The 18,858-nt window shown below is 74.3% G+C and carries 15 protein-coding genes, 1 tRNA gene and 1 riboswitch; of the genes, 6 read left to right on the plus strand and 10 right to left on the minus strand.

What is annotated here, in order from left to right; genetic code table 11:
• Positions 1-299: 299 nt before the first annotated feature.
• Entirely contained in the window at positions 300-2,414 is a 2,115-nt protein-coding gene (locus tag ACZ6ZN_RS20105; protein WP_469648083.1) for an asparagine synthase-related protein, read from the minus strand.
• 909 nt (positions 2,415-3,323) lie between these two features.
• Between ACZ6ZN_RS20105 and ACZ6ZN_RS20110 the strand changes: the two genes are divergently transcribed.
• The 4 genes from ACZ6ZN_RS20110 (at position 3,324) to ACZ6ZN_RS20125 (ending at position 8,967) form a co-directional block, all read left to right on the plus strand.
• Entirely contained in the window at positions 3,324-4,748 is a 1,425-nt protein-coding gene (locus tag ACZ6ZN_RS20110; RefSeq protein ID WP_398109327.1) for an MFS transporter, read from the plus strand.
• A gap of 62 nt (positions 4,749-4,810) precedes the next feature.
• Complete coding sequence (lhgO, locus tag ACZ6ZN_RS20115) at positions 4,811-6,016, plus strand: L-2-hydroxyglutarate oxidase (protein WP_469648086.1); 1,206 nt, start codon at positions 4,811-4,813, stop codon at positions 6,014-6,016.
• 686 nt (positions 6,017-6,702) lie between these two features.
• Positions 6,703-7,545, plus strand: a complete 843-nt coding sequence (gene trmB, locus ACZ6ZN_RS20120) for a tRNA (guanosine(46)-N7)-methyltransferase TrmB (protein ID WP_469648088.1) — start codon at positions 6,703-6,705, stop codon at positions 7,543-7,545.
• Between the two features lie 57 nt (positions 7,546-7,602).
• The gene (locus tag ACZ6ZN_RS20125) at positions 7,603-8,967 is read left to right on the plus strand and encodes a PrsW family intramembrane metalloprotease (RefSeq protein ID WP_469648091.1); all 1,365 of its coding nucleotides are present in this window, start codon (positions 7,603-7,605) and stop codon (positions 8,965-8,967) included.
• Between the two features lie 143 nt (positions 8,968-9,110).
• Here ACZ6ZN_RS20125 and ACZ6ZN_RS20130 read toward each other — a convergent pair whose 3' ends face one another.
• The 4 genes from ACZ6ZN_RS20130 to ACZ6ZN_RS20145 form a co-directional block, all read right to left on the minus strand.
• Positions 9,111-10,064: an aldo/keto reductase gene (locus ACZ6ZN_RS20130; protein ID WP_451876067.1), complete on the minus strand. Its 954-nt coding sequence runs from the start codon at positions 10,062-10,064 to the stop codon at positions 9,111-9,113.
• Positions 10,065-10,235: 171 nt separating this feature from the next.
• A complete protein-coding gene (locus ACZ6ZN_RS20135; RefSeq protein ID WP_451876066.1) occupies positions 10,236-11,267 on the minus strand; it encodes a M23 family metallopeptidase in 1,032 nt (343 codons plus the stop codon).
• 12 nt (positions 11,268-11,279) lie between these two features.
• Positions 11,280-11,435, minus strand: a riboswitch (cyclic di-AMP (ydaO/yuaA leader).
• 346 nt (positions 11,436-11,781) lie between these two features.
• A tRNA-Met gene (locus tag ACZ6ZN_RS20140) sits at positions 11,782-11,855 on the minus strand.
• 66 nt (positions 11,856-11,921) lie between these two features.
• The gene (locus ACZ6ZN_RS20145; protein ID WP_469648094.1) at positions 11,922-13,052 is read right to left on the minus strand and encodes a dihydrofolate reductase family protein; all 1,131 of its coding nucleotides are present in this window, start codon (positions 13,050-13,052) and stop codon (positions 11,922-11,924) included.
• A gap of 300 nt (positions 13,053-13,352) precedes the next feature.
• On the opposite strand from ACZ6ZN_RS20145, the gene ACZ6ZN_RS20150 reads away from it, so the two are divergent.
• Positions 13,353-13,859: a MarR family winged helix-turn-helix transcriptional regulator gene (locus tag ACZ6ZN_RS20150; protein WP_469648097.1), complete on the plus strand. Its 507-nt coding sequence runs from the start codon at positions 13,353-13,355 to the stop codon at positions 13,857-13,859.
• Between the two features lie 48 nt (positions 13,860-13,907).
• Here the strand turns inward: ACZ6ZN_RS20150 and ACZ6ZN_RS20155 are convergent, their stop codons facing one another.
• From ACZ6ZN_RS20155 to ACZ6ZN_RS20175, 5 genes are all read right to left on the minus strand, one after another.
• A complete protein-coding gene (locus tag ACZ6ZN_RS20155; protein ID WP_469648101.1) occupies positions 13,908-14,960 on the minus strand; it encodes a SpoIIE family protein phosphatase in 1,053 nt (350 codons plus the stop codon).
• On the minus strand, positions 14,960-15,403 hold the full coding sequence (locus tag ACZ6ZN_RS20160; RefSeq protein ID WP_451876062.1) for an anti-sigma regulatory factor: 444 nt from the start codon (positions 15,401-15,403) through the stop codon (positions 14,960-14,962). The genes ACZ6ZN_RS20155 and ACZ6ZN_RS20160 overlap by 1 nt, the downstream gene beginning before the upstream one ends.
• Positions 15,403-15,825, minus strand: coding sequence for an STAS domain-containing protein (locus tag ACZ6ZN_RS20165; RefSeq protein WP_469648910.1), 423 nt, complete (start codon positions 15,823-15,825; stop codon positions 15,403-15,405). The genes ACZ6ZN_RS20160 and ACZ6ZN_RS20165 overlap by 1 nt, the downstream gene beginning before the upstream one ends.
• Before the next feature lie 2 nt (positions 15,826-15,827).
• Positions 15,828-16,736 (minus strand): STAS domain-containing protein, encoded by a 909-nt coding sequence (locus ACZ6ZN_RS20170; RefSeq protein ID WP_469648103.1) that lies wholly within the window; start codon positions 16,734-16,736, stop codon positions 15,828-15,830.
• A 147-nt stretch (positions 16,737-16,883) separates the two neighbouring features.
• The gene (locus tag ACZ6ZN_RS20175; protein ID WP_469648106.1) at positions 16,884-18,056 is read right to left on the minus strand and encodes a PP2C family protein-serine/threonine phosphatase; all 1,173 of its coding nucleotides are present in this window, start codon (positions 18,054-18,056) and stop codon (positions 16,884-16,886) included.
• Positions 18,057-18,201: 145 nt separating this feature from the next.
• On the opposite strand from ACZ6ZN_RS20175, the gene ACZ6ZN_RS20180 reads away from it, so the two are divergent.
• The gene (locus ACZ6ZN_RS20180) at positions 18,202-18,696 is read left to right on the plus strand and encodes a MarR family transcriptional regulator (protein ID WP_451876059.1); all 495 of its coding nucleotides are present in this window, start codon (positions 18,202-18,204) and stop codon (positions 18,694-18,696) included.
• The last annotated feature ends 162 nt before the right edge of the window (positions 18,697-18,858 follow it).

Consider the following 18,858-nt stretch of genomic DNA (forward strand, 5'->3'; position numbering starts at 1 on the left):
CCGAACGGGCCGGTCGAGCGGGCCGGAACCGGCACGGTGCCCGGAAGCACCGGGCGACCCGGCTGGTGGAGAGCGGCGGGCACAAGGAAAGGAGTCGGCTGCACGGGCCGGTTCCCTGGCCGGACCCGACCCGGACCCGGAGCCGAAGCCGGTGCGCGTGCGCGCGGGCCGGTTCCCTGGCCGGAAGCCGGAGCCGGAGCCGGTGCGCGTGCATGCGGGCCGGGAGCGAGGCGGACGGCGGACACGCAGGGTGTCAGGGAGGGGCAGGCCCCGGGAGGGCCGGGACGCGCGGGGTGTTGCTACCCGCGCCGCCCTCCGGCCCCCGCTCCCAGCGCCCCCCGCCGCGGGGCGATTCCCGCCGGCACCGCTCGGGCCCTCGCGGGGGTGCCCGTCCAGCAGGTGCCGCGGCGGGACAGCAGGCGGCGCAGCCACAGTTCCAGGGAGACCAACTCGGCGAGACCGTCCAGGGGGAGGGATTCGCCCGCCGCCGCGCCGCGCAGCGCCTTGCGGACCACGCGGGCCTCCACCAACCCCGCCTCCGCCAGCAGCGGCGTCTCGAACAGCCCGATCAGGGAGTCCGCCGCGACCCGCAGCCCCGTGCGCGCGGCGGCCGCCGTCGTCCCCGGGGCCGGGACGCCCCAGCCGGGCGGCAGCTCGCGCACGCCGGCCCCCTCCAGCACCGTGCGCAGGATCGCGGCCCGTGCCCCGGGGCGTACCCGCAGCGCCTCGGGCAGGGCGCGGGCCGCGCGGACGACCTGGTTGTCGAGGAAGGGCGCGTGCAGCCGCTGGAAGCGGATCTCCGCGGCCTGCTCCAGCACCCGCAGGTCGGCGGCGTAGCGGGCCAGGGCCGCACGCGCGCGGAAGTCGCCCGGCCGCTGCCCGGGCCCCACCAGCTCGGACCGGTGCGTGGCCGCCTGGAGGCGAACCGATACTTCGGCGAGCGCCTCCCCGGTCAGCCAGCGCGCCGCCGGCCCGGGTCTGCCCCAGCTCAGCGCGGCGAGGGAAGCCTCCACCGCCCCGCCGGACGCGTCGAGGCCGTCGTCCGGCCGCGGGTCGAGGAGCCGCCCGGCGAGGGACTCCAGGCCCGTGCGGTAGGGCGTACGGGACAACCGCCGGGCCGCCGCGTACACCCGCGCGGGGACCAGCACCGACCCGTCGGCCTTGGTCAACGCCGCGACCGGGCGCACCAGATGGCGCCGCTTGCGGTCCATCAGCAGGTCGGCCAGGCGTGCCGGGTGCGCGTCCAGCACCTGCCGCGCCCCGTAGCCGGTGAAGTGGTCCGCGCTGCCCGCGGCGAGCCGGGCGCGGTGCCGTGCCGCCGTGACCAGGCACGGCCCGGGCTCGTCGGTCAGCGGTCCGTCCAGGTCGGCGTACGGCAGGGTCTCCTCGCCGCCCGCGACGACCACATGGTGCAGCCGCGGGTTCGCGGCCAGCGCCCCGGCCTGCTCCAGCTCGGCCTCCGGCGCCTTGACGGCCAGGTCGTTGAAGGTGACGGCGAGGAGCCGCTCCCCCGCGCCCGTGCCGTGCCCGAGGACGGTGCCGGGCATCCCGGGCAGACCCGCGGCGAGCAGGGCCAGCGCGCCCGAGGCCGGGCCGCCGGACAGGTCGGCCCCGATGCCGGGCACGGGCATCCCGCGCGCGGCACGCCGCTCGGCGGGGCCCATGCCGGGGACGGGCCCGGGGTCGATGTCCGCGCCGGGGACGTGCCGGGGGGCGGACAGGCGGGTGCGGACGGCCTCCACGAGCGCGTCGCGCACGGCGTCGACGGCGCTGTCGGGGTCGGCCGGCGGGGCGGCCACCGCCAGTGAGGCCCGCGGCTCGTACCCGGCGATCTCGCGGGCCCCGGCGCGCAGGATCAGGGCGTGCCCCGGCGGAATGCGCTTCACGCCGTCGTACGGCGTGGAATCGTGCAGCGCGGCGGGGACGTCCGGGGCAGCCAGCAGCGCGGCGAGGTGCCCGAAGTCGAGGTTGGCCTCGACGAGGTCGGCCAGCGGCAGGGCGGCGGTCGCGTACGCGGTGCCGCCGGCCCAGGGCGTGTGGAACACCGGCCGGACGCCCGCGAGATCACCGCAGACGGTGATCCTCCTGCCGACCTGGACGATCGCGGTGTAGCTGCCCGGCCACGCGGTCAGATGGCGCAGGGCCCCGCCCCGCGCGGCGAACAGGGCGACGCGCAACTGCTCGTCGGTGGCTCCGCAGATGCCGAGCACGGCGATGCGGGTGTGTTCGTCGGCCTTCACGACGCGGACCTCGTCGGGACGCCAGTCGCCGACCGCCCACAGGGGATCCGGGTCGCCCCACAGGAGTTGGGACCCCACCGGGTGCAGCGTCTCGCCGTCGCTCCCCGTCGCCCCCGCCGTGCCGGCAGCGACGGCTCCCGCGGCGGTGCTGCTCCATCCCACCAACCACCGCATTGCCGCCTCCACAGGCTGTGGACAACCAGTGCACCGTACGAACCGGTTCACCATGCTGCCATGAAGGAAGCGCTCCGGAGGGTGCCCGCGCCGCTCGCGCTCCGCCGCATGCGCCCCGGCGGAGCCGTCCGCACGAGCCGGTGCACCCTCAACGCCCGTACCCGGCACGGCGATACGGGCGGCACGGACCACCGCCGGAGGATCGGCGGAAGACGGCGCAGGCCGACCAAGGATGGCGCAGGCCGACCAAGGGCGGCAGCGGAGGACGTACGCCCGGCACCGGAAGAACGAGGAAGAACGAGGAGGAACGAGGAGGAACCGAGGAGACCGGCCGCAGGAGGAAGAGTCCGGCCAACATGCAAGGCAGGCGGGCGACATGTCCGCAGCAGGAGCGCGCCGCGAATGCGCCCCCGAAATGCGCCCCAATCACGCCCGAAGCGCCCTCGAGTACCGTGGTCGCGGCGTCGGCACAGCCCGGAAGGCGGGGTCGGTTTTCGGCCAAATAGCCGACGGACGACGGGAGTCGAACACGCTCCGTACAGGCTCCGCGCACGACGGCCCGGCCGCGCAGTCCGGGAGACGGAACGCGCCTCCCGGACCGTTCCGCCGCCCGCGGGGATGAAGGCGGCGGTGTCCCCCAGCCCACTGGATCCAGTACAGCGGGCCGACCCACGCGGGAACCATGGAACCGCTCCCGGGATGGCCGGAGAAGAGCGCACGGGCGGGCGCACGGCCACACACCGGGAGCACGTTGCAACTGCCCGTATCTGAACCGCACTTCAGTACGGACCACAATCCCGCCAACCGGAAGAATGCCCCTTAACGCTTGGGATGCGGCGAACTACGCTGGGTTTACGAATGCCGCACGGTTATGCCAGCGCGGCAGCCGTCTGTGTCGAGGGGTGGCGCATGTCCAGGGAGCAACGCGGGCCGAACGAAAAGCTCGGCGCCGTTCTCGCCCTCGCGGGAATCTCCAACGCCGGCCTCGCGCGGCGCGTCAACGACCTTGGCGCCCAGCGGGGACTGACGCTTCGCTACGACAAGACCTCGGTGGCGCGCTGGGTGTCGAAGGGCATGGTGCCCCAGGGTGCGGCGCCGCACCTCATCGCCGCGGCCATCGGCCAGAAACTGGGCCGCCCGGTGCCGCTGCACGAGATCGGCCTCGCGGACGCCGACCCCGCACCCGAGGTCGGGCTCGCCTTCCCCCGGGACGTCGGCCAGGCCGTGCGCTCCGCCACCGAGCTGTACCGCCTCGACCTCGCCGGCCGCCGTGCCGGCTCCGGCGGCATCTGGCAGTCGCTGGCCGGATCCTTCGCAGTAAGCGCGTACGCCACGCCCGCCTCGCGCTGGCTGATAACCCCGGCCGACAGTTCGGTGGCGCGTGACGTGGGTTCCGGTGAGGACTCCGGCGCACCGCTCAAAGTCGGCCACAGCGATGTGCAGAAACTGCGGGAGGCCGCCGAGGACGCCCGCCGCTGGGACTCCAAGTACGGCGGCGGCGACTGGCGTTCGTCAATGGTCCCCGAGTGCCTACGGGTCGAGGCGGCCCCCCTGCTGCTCGGCTCCTACACCGACGAGGTCGGCCGTGCGCTGTTCGGCGCCTCCGCCGAGCTCACCCGCCTCGCCGGCTGGATGGCCTTCGACACCGGCCAGCAGGAGGCCGCCCAGCGCTACTACATCCAGGCCCTGCGCCTGGCCCGGGCGGCCGCCGACGTCCCCCTCGGGGGCTACGTCCTGGCCTCCATGTCCCTCCAGGCCACCTACCGCGGCTTCGGCGACGAGGGCGTGGACCTCGCCCAGGCCGCCCTGGAGCGCAACCGCGGGCTCGCCACGGCCCGCACCATGAGCTTCTTCCGCCTGGTCGAGGCACGCGCGCACGCGCGCGCCAACGACGCCCACGCGGCGGGCGGCGCCCTCAAGGCGGCCGAGAGCTGGCTGGAGCGGGCCCGGCCCGGCGACAACGACCCGAGCTGGCTCGGCTTCTACTCCTACGACCGGTTCTGCGCCGACGCCGCCGAGTGCTACCGCGACCTCAAGGCGCCCCGCCAGGTCCGCCGCTTCACCGAGCAGGCGCTGTCGCGGCCCACGGAGGAGTTCGTCCGCTCGCACGGTCTGCGCCTGGTCGTCTCCGCCGTCGCCGAACTGGAGTCGGGGAACCTGGACGCCGCGTGCGAGCAGGGCGTACGGGCGGTCGAGGTCGCCGGCCGCATCTCCTCGGCCCGCACCACGGAGTACGTCAAGGACCTCCTGCACCGGCTGGAGCCCTACGGCGACGAGCCGCGGGTGGTCGAGCTGCGCGAGCGGGCCCGGCCCCTGCTGGTGGCCCCCGCGTGACCATCCGCCGTCCCGGCGTTTGAAGCCGCTGTCAGTGGCGCAGTGCACTATCGAGGCGGGAGGTGGTGCGCGTGGGGACCGCATACGACGGCGACGTGCTGGTGATCGGTGGCGGGATCGTCGGCCTGTCCACGGCGTACGCGATCACGCGGGCCGCGCCGGGCACACGGGTCACCGTCCTGGAGAAGGAGCCGGGCCCGGCCCGCCACCAGACGGGCCGCAACAGCGGCGTGATCCACAGCGGCATCTACTACCGCCCCGGCTCCCTCAAGGCCCGCTACGCGGTGCGCGGCGCGGCCGAGATGGTCAAGTTCTGCGCCGAGTACGGCATCCCGCACGCGGTCACCGGCAAGCTGATCGTCGCGACCGACCGTACGGAGCTCCCCCGGCTGCACGCCCTCGTGCAGCGCGGCCGGGAGAACGGCATCCCGGTCCGTGAGCTGGGCGCCTCCCAGATCGCCGAGTACGAGCCGGAGGTCCGCGGCCTGGCCGCGATACACGTCGGCACGACCGGCGTCTGCGACTACGTCGAGGTCGCCCGCCGGCTGGCCCACGCCTCGGGCGCGGAGATCCGCTACGGCACCAGGGTCGTCCGCGTCGACCGGCGCCCCGAGCGCGGGGTCGCCGTGCTCACCGCGGCGGGCGAGATCGTCCGTGGGCGCGTCCTGGTGAACTGCGCGGGCCTGCACTGCGACGAGATCGCGCGCCTGACCGGGGACGACCCCGAGGTGCGGATCGTGCCGTTCCGGGGCGAGTACTACGAGCTGGCCCGGCCGGAGCTGGTGCGCGGCCTGGTCTACCCCGTCCCCGACCCGGCGTTCCCCTTCCTCGGCGTGCACCTCACCCGCGGCATCGACGGCGAGGTCCACCTCGGCCCCAACGCCGTCCCGGCCCTGGCCCGCGAGGGGTACGGCTGGACCACGCTGCGCCCGCGGGAGCTGGCCTCCACCCTGGCGTGGCCCGGCTCCTGGCGGATCGCCCACCGGCACTGGCGGTACGGGGCGGGGGAGCTGCGGCGTTCCCTGTCCAAGAGCGCGTTCACGCGGGCGGTGCGCAGGATGCTGCCCGCCGTGACCGAGGACGACCTGGTCCCCGCGGCGGCGGGCGTGCGGGCCCAGGCCGTCCTGCGGGACGGAACCCTGGTCGACGACTTCCTGATCCGCGAGGCCCCGCGCACGGTCCACGTACTGAACGCCCCGTCCCCGGCGGCGACGGCCTCCCTCCCGATCGGCCGCGAGGTAGCTCGCAGAGCCCTGAACGCGCTGTAGCGGCGCAGCGGAGACACGGAGTCGACGCCGAGGCCGGGTGGGTCCGCAACCCGGCGGAGCGGCGAGCACGGCGTCGAAGCCAAGGCCGGGCGGGACCGCAACCCGGCGTAGCGGCGAGCACGGCGTCGAAGCCAAGACCGGGCGGGACCGCAACCCGGCGTAGCGGCGGACACGGCGTCGAAGCCAAGACCGGGCGGGACCGCAACCCGGCGTCGCGGCGAGCACGGCGTCGATGCCGAAGCCGGGTAGGCCCACAACCCAGCGGAACGGGGTGCCGCCGCGCCCACCCGTGCCGCCCTTAGCGGCACGCATGCCCGCGGTGAGGGCACCGCGGGCGCAGCAGATGCGCGGCGTCGATGCCGAGGCCAGATAGGCCCGCAACCCGGCGTAGCGGGGTGCCGCCGCGCCCACCCTCCCCCAAGCTCTCGGCTTCGCTCGAGCAGGGGGGACCCCCATCGCCCCTAGCGGCACGCATGCCCGCAGCGACGGGACAGCCGCCATGCCACGCAAGGGGACGTGTCGGGGGGTGTCCGCCCGCAGCTGGTTGGCGCGTCGACGGACAGTGAGTCGGTGTGACACCCCATCGCGCCGTTCCGAGGACGGACACCCCCCGGCGCGGCCCCGACCCACCACCGGCGCCAGGCGAAGCACAGGCGAAGCACCACGGCCGTAAAATCGGGACCACTGTGTCTGACTCCGCGAACACCCCCGAAACCCCGAGCCCTCACCCGCACACCCCGGGTGGCTCCCTCCGCCACACCCGGGCCAAGGGCGAGCCGCGTTTCCCCGACGGACCGAAGCCGGACCCGGCCGGGTCGCACTTCGAGCGGCGCATCCGGAGTTTCCAGCCCCGGCGCAGCCGGGTGACGGCGGGCCAGGCCGACGCCCTGCAGCGGCTGTGGCCGAAGTGGGGCCTCGACATCGACGGCCACGCCCTCGACCTGCGCGACCTCTTCGGCGACGACCACCCCGTCGTCCTGGAGATCGGCTTCGGCATGGGCGAGGCCACGGCCCAGATGGCCGCGGCGGACCCCACGACCAACGTCCTCGCCGTCGACGTCCACACGCCCGGCCAGGGCAACCTGCTCAACCTCGCCGACCACAACGGCCTGTCCAACATCCGCGTCGGCAACGGCGACGCGATCATCCTGCTGCGCGAGATGCTCGCCCCGGACTCCCTCGACGGCCTGCGCGTCTACTTCCCCGACCCGTGGCCCAAGAAGCGGCACCACAAGCGCCGGCTCATCCAGCCCGACTTCCTGACCCTCGCCGCCACCCGGCTGCGCCCCGGCGCGCTGCTGCACTGCGCCACCGACTGGGAGCCGTACGCCGAACAGATGCTCGACGTCCTCACCGCTCACCCCGACTTCGAGAACACCCAGGCCGACGGCGGTTTCGCCCCGCGCCCCGACTTCCGGCCGCTGACCCGTTTCGAGGGCCAGGGACTGGACAAGGGACATGTCGTGAACGACCTCCTGTTCCGGCGCGTACCACACGCGGACCAACCCCAGCCCTCCGCCGGCGCCTGACCGCGCCCGTCACCTCCCGCCTGCGGACGGCGCCCCTCCGTCGTTAGGGTCGAAGCCGTGGCCACCAGTTCCCCGTTTCCGTATCCCAGCGGACCCGCCGACGGCACCCCCGTCGGCGGGTCCCTGCGGCACGCGCACTGGTGGCAGCGCCCCTGGGTGCGCTACGGCGCGCCCAGCACCCTCCTCGCGATATCCGGCCTGGTCATCCTCGCCCTGGTGCGCGAGGAGACCGGCACGGAAGGGTTCCTGGTCGGGCTGGGCCTGGCCGTCCTCCCGGTCCCCCTGCTGCTGGCGTCGTTCCGCTGGCTGGACCGGGTCGAACCGGGCCCCTGGCGGAACCTGCTGTTCTGCTTCGCCTGGGGCGCCTGCGCGGCGGCGCTGATAGCGATCGTCGCCAACAGCTTCGCGACGAGATGGATAGCCACGGCCACCGCGGACCCGTCCAGCGCGGACACGCTCGGCGCGACGGTGATAGCGCCGGTGGTCGAGGAGTCCGCCAAGGCGGCGGCCGTCCTGCTGGTCTTCCTGTTCCGGCGCCGCGACTTCACCGGGATCATCGACGGCGTCGTCGTGGCCGGCGTCACGGCGACCGGCTTCGCGTTCACCGAGAACATCCTCTACCTGGGCACCGCCTTCGGCACGGACCAGATGACCGGCGGCACGGGCATCGCGTCCGTCACGGCGGCGACCTTCTTCGTCCGCATCATCATGTCGCCGTTCGCCCACCCCCTGTTCACGGTCCTCACCGGCATCGGCTTCGGCGTCGCCGCGCTCGCCGGGGACCGCGCCCGGTTCCGCCGGGTGGCGTTCCCGCTCGCCGGGCTGCTGCTGGCGATGGGCATGCACGCGATGTGGAACGGCTCCGCGTCGTTCGGCGAGTACGGCTTCTTCGCCGTGTACGCGGCGTTCATGGTGCCGATCTTCGGCCTGCTGACCTGGCTGGTGATCTGGACCCGGCAACGGGAGCTGCGGACCGTGCGCGAGGAGTTGCCCGCGTACGCGGTGGCCGGCTGGCTGGACCCGGCGGAGCCGTACGCGCTGGGCTCGATGCGGGCCCGGCGGATCGCCCGCGCCCACGCCCGGCGCCACGCGGGCAGGGCCGCGGCGCGCGAGGTGGCCCGGTACGAGGCGTACGCGACGTCCCTCGCGTTCCTCCGGCACCGGGCCCGCCGCGGCCGGGCCGGCGCCGGGTTCACCGTCCGCGAGCAGGAACTGCTCGGCGAGCTGTGGCGGCGCCGGGAGGCGGCCCGCCCGGCCCTGGTCCACGCGGCCCGGGTGACCTCCCCGCCACCCCCGGCGATGGCGCCGCCCTGGCCGGTGCACGGGGTGTACGGCGCATACGGCGCAAACAGCGCGCACGGCGCGTACGGCCAGCCCCACCGGCCGGCTCCCCACCCGGCGTACAACCCCTACCGCTCCTGAGCCGCCACGGAGCCGCTACTGAGCCGCTCCAAAACCGCCGCTCAGCCACCACGCAGCCACCACTCAGCCACCACGCAGCCACCACGCAGCCGCCGCTGAGCCGCCACGCAGCCGTCGCTGAGCCGCCGCTCCCCCTCGCTCCGTCAGGCGGAGGCCTCGTCGAGCCGGGCGGTCTCCGCCTCCGTCAGGGTCAGCCGCGCCACCCCCACCAGCGCCGGCAGCTGCTCCACCGTCCGCGCGGAGGCGATCGGCGCGACGACGGTCGGCCGGGCGGCGAGCCACGCCAGGGCGACCGTCGCCACCGGCACCTCGTGCGCCGCGGCGATCTCGTCGAGCGCGTCGAGCACCCGGCGCCCGCGCTCCGTCTCCAGGTGCCTGGCCGCGCCCCCGGCCCGCGCGCTCTCGACGGTCGTGCCGGGCCGGTACTTGCCCGTGAGGAAGCCCGACGCGAGGGCGTAGTACGGCACGGCCGCGAGGCCGCTGCGCTCGGCGAGGTCCTGGAGCCCGCCCTCGTAGGTGTCGCGGGAGACCAGGTTGTAGTGGGGCTGGAGGGCGACGTAGCGGGCCAGTCCCTCGCGGTCGGAGAACTCCAGGGACTCCCGCAGCCGCTCCGCGGAGATGTTGGAGGCGGCGATGTGCCGCACCTTGCCGGCCTTCACGAGCGCGTCGAGGGCGCCGATGATCTCCTCGACGGGCACCTCGGGCCGGTCGTAGTGGGTGTAGTACAGGTCGATGTGGTCGGTACCCAGCCGGCGCAGGGAGGCGTCGGCGGCGGCCTTGATGGTGGCGGCGGACAGCCCCTGGAAGTCGGGGTGCTGGCTCACCTTCGTGGCGACGACGACCTCGGAGCGGTTCCCGCGCGCCCGGAGCCACCGGCCGAGGATGGTCTCGGACTCACCGCCCCGGTTGCCGTCGACCCACGCCGAGTAGACGTCGGCGGTGTCGACGAAGTTGCCACCGGCCGCGGTGTAGGCGTCGAGGACGGCGAAGGACCGGTCCTCGTCGGCGGTCCAGCCGAAGACGTTGCCGCCGAGGGCGAGCGGGAAGACCTCGAGGTCGGAGGAGCCGAGCTTGCGCAGAGTCGTCGTAGCAGTCATACCCGGCGTCAACGACCGTACGGAACGGCCCATTCCGGGAGCCGCACAAAACCCGGGCAAACAAACCCGGGCAAACGAACCCGGGCAAACACCCCGGTCACCGAAAACCGGCAGCCCTGACGCCGGGGGGTCGTCGTCAGGGCTGCCGGTGCTTCGACGGGCGCGGTGCGTCTACGGGGTGAGTCCCTTGCCCCGCAGCCACGCCATGGGGTCGATGCCGCTCGCGGAGCCGCTGGAGTGGACTTCGAGGTGGAGGTGGGCGCCGGTGACGTTGCCGGTGGCGCCGACGCGGCCGATGACGTCGCCCGTGCCGACCTTCTGGCCGACGCTGACGCCGATCGACGACTGGTGCGCGTACCAGATCTCGGTGCCGTCATCGAGGGTGAGGACGGTCTTGTAGCCGTAGGAGCCGTTCCAGCCCGCCTCGGTGATGGTGCCGCTGTGGACCGCCTTGATCGGCGTGCCCGTGGGGGCGGCGAAGTCGAGGCCGGTGTGGTAGCCGGAGGACCAGTAGGCGCCGGCCTGGCCGAAGGTGGAGGTGAGGGTGTACGAGGAGGTCGGCAGCGTGTACTGCTTCGCGAGGGCGGCGAGCCGCTCGGCCTCGGCCTTCTTCTCGGCCGCCTCCTCCGCCTTCTTCTTCGCCTCGGCGGCCTTGGCCTTGGCCTCCTTCTCGGCCTTGGCGACGGCCTCCTGGGCCGCCTTCTCGGCGGCGGCCGCGGCGTCCTGGGCGGCCTTGGTGTCGATCTGGTCCTGCTGGTGCTCGACCTGGGCCATGATCCGGGCGCGCAGGGCCTCACCGGCGCCGTCGGTGCCCGGCTCGGCCTCGGCGGTCGTGGTGCCCAGGCTGCTGAGCGGGGTGGCGGAACCTTCGGGGGTGTCGTCGTCCGAGAGGAGGGAACCCACCGAGGGAAGGTCCGGGACGGAGATCGACACCGGCGGCTTGCCGGTCTGGGCGCTGGCCATGCCGCCCGCGCCGACGGCGGCTATGACGCCGACACCGAGGACGGTGGAGCTGCGGGCGAGTCCTCCGCCGCGCTGCTTGGAGACGCGGTGCCGGCCACGGACGGGGCGGATGGACTCCGCGGTGGGGTTCCACTCCTGGAACGGGCCCTCGTCGGTGCGCTGACGGCCGAAGCCGAAGGTCTCGGGGTCGCGCTGGTCCGCCGCGAACGGGGCAGCGGGGGCAGGCCGGTTGGACGCCACGTGGGCGTGCTCCTTTCCTTCCTTCTCGCCTACCGGGTTAGCTGACGGGTTCGGAGCAGGAAGGTCTCCTACGCGCGTATACCTGCCGTGCTGCCACGGCGGCATCCGCCCGATTCACCCCAAGTGGTGGTTCCCCGGTTCCCTCGCGGGATTCGGCGCGTGCGCACGGAGCCGCCTTCTGTGACGGCTGGGACGACCGCGCTGCGTTATCGAACGTTAATGGATGGCGCGGTGCGTATTCCAGCGCTTCCGCTTGATCATTAACCTTTTTCGCGCGGACCAACCTGCCATGACCGGGGTGAATCGGGCGAGTTGACCGCCTCCCGGGCCTCGCACGGTACTTGACGGTGTGTCAGTTGTTATGCGCTGTGAGGCGGTTCACTCACCGTGTGTGACGGCCGGTCGACGGCTGGAGGGAAACGGCCCGGAAGGCCGGAGAGAAAAGGCCCATGAGGCCGGAGGGACGACGCATCGAGGGCCGGAACCCTTTCGGATTCCGGCCCTCGGCCTTCAGTAGCGGGGACAGGATTTGAACCTGCGACCTCTGGGTTATGAGCCCAGCGAGCTACCGAGCTGCTCCACCCCGCGTCGTTGTGTTCACCAGTGTACGCCATCCGCGGGACGCCTCGCGCACACCCCGTACCGGTGCTGCGCTCAGGTCACCAGATGCCGGTTCGGCGCCTTGGCCCGCTCCTCGTGCTCGGACAGGACGACGACCTGCGCTCCCCCGGCGGCCAGGACTCCGCTGCCGTCGGCCCCGGCCACGAAGGTGTCCGGCTCGCGCCAGGCCGTGACGACCCGCCGCACGCCCGCGTCGAGGATCAGCCGGGCGCAGGGTGCCGGGCGCGAGGCGCGGCGGGCGCAGGGTTCGAGGCTGCTGTAGACGGTCGCCCCGGCCAGCCTGGGGTCGGCCGGGTCGAGCTTGGCCAGGGCCGCCTCCTCGGCGTGCACGACCGGGTCGCCGCCCTCGCGTGAGTGGCCGCGGGCCAGTTCGGTGCCGTCGGCCGCGACCACCACCGCCCCGACGCTGAACGCGGTCCCGGAGGGCGGGCAGTGCTCCGCCAGCTCGCAGGCCGCGGCCAGCCAGTGATGGTCGGCGGCGACCGGGAGCGGCCCGGTGCCGGGGGCGGTCGGTTCGTAGCGCATCAGGACGACGTCCTCGATCCGGCGGGTGTCGAGCAGCCGCAGCCGGCCGGGCGGGTAGCCGCCGGGGCCGAAGAGGCGGGGCGCGGCGGGGTCGCCCACGAAGAGCGGGGCGAGGACCAGCTGGATCTCGTCGGCGAGCTCCTGGGTGAGCAGCTGGGTGTGGATCAGGCCGCCGCCCTCGACCATCAGCCGCCGCACGCCCCGCACGTCGTGCAGGTGGGTGAGGAGCCGGCGCCAGTCGAGGCGCGCGCCCAGGGGGACGACGTCGGTGGCGAGGCCGAGGGCGCGGGCGCGCCGCGCGCCCTCGTCGGTGGTGTAGAGGACCTTCTCGCCGCCGGTGTGCCAGAAGTTGGCGTCCGGGTCGAGGTCGCCGGTGCCGCTGACGGTGACCTTGAGGGGGTACTCGGACCGGCCCGCGGCGGCACGGGCGGCGCGGCGCTGCGGGGAGTTGACCAGGAGGCGGGGGTTGTCGGCCCGGATCGTGCCCGCGCCGACCAGGATCGCGTCGACGGACGCGCGCACCTCGTCGACCCGGTCGAAGTCGGCCGGGCTCGACAGGAGCAGGCGTTCGGGTCCGGTGTCGTCCAGGTAGCCGTCGAGGGAGACGGCGGCGGACAGCAGGACGTACGGGTGAGGCATCGACGCTCCGCGGCTGGTCGGAAGGGCGGGACTGGACGGGACGGGCGGGACTGGCACGGGTGGGGCGGGACGGGGCTGGACGGGCAGAGTGGGACGTGGCCAAGTCTTACGCGGTCACCCGGCCGGACGTGGACGGCACCCCCCGCCGCCGGCCGCACCGGCGGAACTCGGCGCCGGCCGAACCGCCGTCCGGCCGGGGACGGCCGTGCAACGGTCTGCTTGCCGCTCGGCTCTTCGGGTACAGCCTTTGCAAGAGGGCGACCTCCACAGCACCCGGAGCTTATGGAAAGTGACCGTTTTGTGACCGGATTCGGCGGGCCCGGTGACCACCGGGCCAGGGGGCCGGGCGAGGGCCCGGAAGCCGTCGCCTCGCAGATCGCCGATGCGGTGGACAGCCTGGCGGCCCTGTGGACGGTCGCGGCCCAGGAGGCGTCCCTGCGGCTGTCCCCGCATCAGTTGCGGGCGCTGCGCGCGGTGCAGACCGCACCCGGACTCAACCTCACCGCCCTGGCGGAGCGGCTGGACATCGGCCTGCCCACCGCCAGCCGCCTCTGCGACCGGCTCGCGGCGGCCGGCCTGCTGGAACGGGCCCCGCACCCGGACACCCGCCGTGAGGTCCAGCTCCGGCTCACCCCGCACGGCCGCAACGTCCTGAGCGACGTCGCCGCTCGCCGCACCCACGCCCTCACCGTCACCGTGGCCGCGATGCGGCCGGCCGAACGGGAGGCACTGAAAAGGGGATTGCGCGCCTTCCTGGCCGCCCAGCACCACACGCCTCCCCGGGCCGGCGAGCCACCGGGCCCGTGAGAAGTCCGGTCCGACGGAACGGCCGGTCCCCCGCCGCCACCCCGGCCCTCACGCCCCGGGCGGGCCCCCCTTCAGCACCGCCACGCACGTGTCGTCACTCACCGGCCGGGCCGCGCTGCCCGAGTCGCGCAGCACCACCGCGGCGACCACCGCCGGGTCGCAGGTCAGGAGCACGTCCTCGGGCGGGCTCCAGCGGCTGGGCAGACCATCGCTGTGCAGCACCAGCATGCTGTCCTCGTGCCACGGCCCGCTCTGCACGGGGACGTCGGCCGGCGCCTGGGCGCCCACGATGCCGGGCCGGGACAGCAGCGGCCGCCACTCCCCGCCGGTGCGCAGCCGGGCGCCGACGTTGCCGATCCCGGCGAAGTCCAGCCGCCCCGCGGACAGATCGGCCTGCGCCACGGCGACGGCAGCCCCCCGGGTGGGGCGCAGAGCCGGGCCCAGACGCCGCAGGATCTCCGGCGGCGGCAGCTCGGCCAGGTCGCGCAGCGCGGTCACCGCCGCGGTGGAGGCCTCGGCGGCCTTCTCCCCGTGGCCGAGCCCGTCGGCGAGCAGCAGGGTCAGCCGGTCCCCGGCGCGGACACGGGCCCAGGCGTCGCCGGAGTGGGCCGCCCGGCCCAGGGGGACGTTGACACCGCCGGCGTGCGGGGGCGGCGCGGACGTCCCCGGGTGCCGCACGGCGATCCCGTGGTCGATCCGGGCCAGTACGACGGTGCCCCGGCCGACGGCGCTGTGCAGGTCGAAGTCGTTCGCGACCCGGCGGCAGGTGCCGAGCCCCGCGCCCAGGGAGGCCGCGACGGTCGTGGAGTAGCCGTCGCGCATCGCGGCGGCCACGTCCGGGATGCCGGGCCCGTGGTCCAGCGAGAGGAGCTGCACACAGGTGCGCGGACGGCCGCCGTCCGTCCGCTCGACGAGGCCGATGAGCACGTGGCCGCCCTCGGCGTGCCGCAGCAGGTTGGTCGCCAGTTCCGTGGCCACCAGGGCGGCGGACGCCGTGCGGTGCGCGGGCAGTCCGGCGCACGCGCTGGCCTCCTCGGCGGCGACCCGGACGTCCCGCACCCGGGTCGAGTCGTCCACGGGCACGTCCCAGACCCTGCTCATCAGGGCTCCGGCCGGGAGGGCGGTACGGCCGTGGCCCAGGCCGTGACGGTGACGGTGGTGCCCTCACCCGGCCGGCTGTCCACCCGGAACTCGTGCACGAGCCGCTTGGCCCCGCTCATGCCCAGGCCCAGCCCGCCGCCGCTGGTGTAGCCGTCGGTCATGGCCAGGTCCAGGTCGCGGATGCCCGGCCCGGTGTCGACGAAGGCCAGCCGCAACCCCTGCGTCGGCCCGGTGGTCAGCGGGGTGATCTCCAGGTGGCCGCCACCGCCGTGGACGAGGGTGTTGCGGGCCAGTTCACTGGCCGCGGTGACCAGTTTGGTCTGCTGCACCAGACCGAAGCCCAGCTCGGCGGCCGCCTGCCGGACCTGCTGCCGCACCCAGGCCAGATCGGCGTCCGAGCCGATCGGCAGGGTGGCCGGGGCGGCATGGTGGGAAGCCTGCATCAAGGACTCCCCCCTCCGTCGCGCGGGTCGACGGCGAGCAGCTCCATGGCGCGCTCGACGTCCAGAGCCGTCCTCAACCCCGGCAGCGTGAGACCGAGTTCGACGAGGGTGATCGCCACGGCCGGACGCATCCCGGCCAGGACCGTGCGCGCCGCGAGCAGCTTCGCCCCGGCGGCGATCTCGGCGAGGACCCGGCCCAGGAACGAGTCGACGATCTCCACGCCGGAGATGTCGATGACGACCCCGGTCACCCCGGACCCGGCGATCCGGGCCGCGACGTCGTGCTGCAACTGCTCGGCCATGGCATCGTGCAACTCGCCCTGGAGCGTGACCAGCAGGACGTCGCCCAGCCGGAGCACCGGCACGGTGAAGGAGTGCCCGGGCACCGGCGCGGACAGCGGGGACCCGTCCCCCGCGGGCAGCGTCACCGCGCGCCCGCGTCCGCCGGGTCGGCCGCCCGCAGCGGCGCGATCTCCACGCCCTGCCGGCCGAGCGCGTAGGCCAGCGCGTCGGCCAGGCTCGCCCGGGTGATCACCGTGCCGAGGTCGATGCCCAGGTGGACGATCGTCTGCGCGATCGCAGGCCGGATGCCCGAGACGATGCACTCGGCGCCCATCAGCCGGGCCGCCGCGACCGTCTTCATCAGGTGCTGGGCGACCAGCGAGTCGACCGTGGGCACACCGGTGATGTCGAGGATGGCGTACCGGGCGCGCTCGGCGACGATCGCGTTCAGCAGGCTCTCCATGACCACCTGGCTGCGCGCGCTGTCGAGCGTGCCGATGAGCGGGACGGCGACCGTGCTGTCCCACAGTTTGATCACGGGGGTGGCCACCTCGTGCAACTGCTCGCGCTGCCGGGCGATCAGCGCCTCGCCCGCACTGAGCGTGGTCTCCATCACGACCAGCCGCAGCGTGCCCATGAGCACGGTGAGCGCCACCACGCACTCCTGCGCGTCCGGCGAGCCGGGGTCCTCGAACTCGGCGCGCAGCAGGTCCACCGCCGGGAGCCGCAGCGCGGCCACCTCGCCGGCGACCCCGTCCGGGTCGATGCCCGTACGGGCGCGGGAGGCGGCCATGCGGCCCAACTGGTCGCGCACCGCCTCGAATCCGGGCGCGCGGATGTCGTCCAGCCGCTCGGAGGCGGCGACGGCGGCGAGGGCGGCGAGCACGGCCCGGCCCGCCTCGACCGCCTCGTCGCGGGAGACCGTGAAGACGGTGCGGAACAGCGCGGCGTCCGCCCACCGCTGGGCGATCTGCTCCCGCCGCCGTTCGAGGAAGGCGCTCACCTGGTGCGCGGCCGGCCCCTGCCCGGCGTGTGCTTCCGACACCGTCACTTGCATCGCTCCTTCGCACGGGCCGAACCGAGGTCCATCACGGCGCCCTCACCGATTACTTGCCCTATGACAAACATTAGTGCCGACGGTCGGCACCACCAAACAGTCGTACACCGACGCTCCTGACCGGGCGCCTTCCCCCATCCTTCACCGGCCACGCCAGTCCAGACACACCACGAGGGCGTCGTCGTCCGGGACGGGCCGGCCGCGGTGGCCGGACAGCTCGCGCAGGATGGCCCGGGGCACGTCGGCCGCCGGCAGCAGCCGGGTCGACTGGATCGCCCGGGCCAGGGCGGCGTCGCCGTAGGCCTCACCGCCGGGGGAGGCGACGTCGTAGACGCCGTCGCTGACGAACACCAGCCGGTCGCCGGGCTCCACGGCGAACTCCTGCACGACGTAGTCCGTCTCCTCGAACATGCCGAGCGGCAGCTGGGCGTCGAAGGCGACCCGCTCCACCGTGCCGCGGCGCAGCCGCAGCAGCTGCGGGGAGCCCGCGTCCACCGCCCGGGCGCGCCCGGTGGCCAGCTCGATGTCGAGCATCAGCACGGAGAGGTAGCAGCGGCCCCGGTAGTGCGCGTACACCGCCTGGTCCGCCAGCGCCGCCTGGTCGTCGATGGCCAGGCCGGCGCGGCGCGCGTTGCGCAGGGCGCTGATGGCCAGGCTGGTCAGCAGGGACGCCTCGATGCCCTCGCCCATGCCGTTGGTCACGTACAGGCTGAGCCGGTCGGCCGAGGCGGACCAGTCGAAGTTGTCCCCGAAGATCGCGTACGCCGGTTCCAGCTGCGCGCCCAGTTCGTACTCGGGACGGGCGCAGGAGCGGGCGGGCAGCAGCTGCCACTGCATCTCGGCGGCCAGCGTGAGCCGGTCCCGGCGGCGCGCCTGGAGGTAGAGGTCGGTGTCCCGCTCGGCCACGACCACCTCGTGCGCCAGCACCTCGGCGACCTCGGCCAGTTCGCCCACGCAGTCCTCGGCGTGACCGGCGTCCGGCAGGGTCACCGTCAGCACCCCGAGCCGGTCGCCGCGCACGCTGACCGGCAGGTGCGCGCGGACCGGGCCGCCCGCGACGTGCTCCAGGTGCGGCTCCTGCGCGCCGAAGGCCCGGCCCGCCGGGCTGTTATGCACCGGCACCGGCTCCAGGGTGTGCGGCAGCACGGACACGGGCTGGAGCAGCGACATGCCGTAGTCGGCCAGGAACAGCTCGACGGAGTCCGCCGCGTACTGATCGGTCAGTACACGACGGACCGCGTCCAGCAGTTGATGGGGCGCCGCCGTGCGCAGGGCGCGCTCGGCGGCGACGAATCTGTTGTCGATCGCACTCACGACGTCAAAACACCTGTCTCTGCTCGATAAGTCGACGATTGCCGGACCCGGCCCCGGCAGCGGACACGGGCCGCTCCCTCACCGCCGGGCTGATCCGCACGAAAGGCCCTAGTACGCTGACGGCCACCCCGGTGCCTGCGAGAGTGTGACTGTGACTTCCCTCCGACCCCGCCCTGAGCCTGCCGAGGTCGCCCGTGTGACCTCGACGGCCGCGGAGTTGCTGGAGGTCCTGTGGGGCCGGGCCTCGACCGCGCCGGCCTCGGCCTCGCAGCTGCGCGTGCTGCTCATCCTCGAACACCACGACGGCATCAACCTGCGCACCCTCGCCGATTCCCTCGCCTCCACACCGCCCTCGACCAGCCGGCTCTGCGACCGGCTCCAGGCGGCCGGTTTCGTCGAGCGCGAGGTCAGCGCACCGGACCGGCGCGAGGTGCGGCTGCACCTCAGCGGGCGCGGCCGCGCCTTCCTGGCCGACCTGCGCCGGCGCCGGGAGCAGGCACTGCGCACGGTGCTGGACCAGATGCCCGCCGCCGAGCGGGTCGCGCTGCTGCGCGGGCTGGAGGCGTTCTGCGAAGCGGCGGCGGCCCAGATACACGACGACTCCGACGATTCCCGCTCGTCCGGATCCCGGACTGCCTGACCTGCCCGCCGCGGCCCGGGACCGATTCTTCCCGTTCGCTCCCCTGGCACGTTCGGCACGGCTAGGTTGTTGTCCGCCAACTATAGTTGTCAAACGACAACTGTCCGCTCCGGATGTCCCTCGGCCCCTTTCCGCGCCCCACACCGTCCCCACCCTCCTGCC

The organism is Streptomyces sp. NPDC053665 (genome assembly GCF_055585285.1).

Coding starts and splice junctions, on each gene's coding strand:
- ACZ6ZN_RS20110 (WP_398109327.1), top strand. CDS start 3,324: ATGTCCAGGGAGCAACGCGGGCCGAACGAAAAGCTCGGCGCCGTTCTC.
- ACZ6ZN_RS20160 (WP_451876062.1), bottom strand. CDS start 15,403: ATGCAGGCTTCCCACCATGCCGCCCCGGCCACCCTGCCGATCGGCTCG.
- ACZ6ZN_RS20130 (WP_451876067.1), bottom strand. CDS start 10,064: ATGACTGCTACGACGACTCTGCGCAAGCTCGGCTCCTCCGACCTCGAG.
- ACZ6ZN_RS20155 (WP_469648101.1), bottom strand. CDS start 14,960: ATGAGCAGGGTCTGGGACGTGCCCGTGGACGACTCGACCCGGGTGCGG.
- ACZ6ZN_RS20145 (WP_469648094.1), bottom strand. CDS start 13,052: ATGCCTCACCCGTACGTCCTGCTGTCCGCCGCCGTCTCCCTCGACGGC.
- ACZ6ZN_RS20105 (WP_469648083.1), bottom strand. CDS start 2,414: ATGCGGTGGTTGGTGGGATGGAGCAGCACCGCCGCGGGAGCCGTCGCT.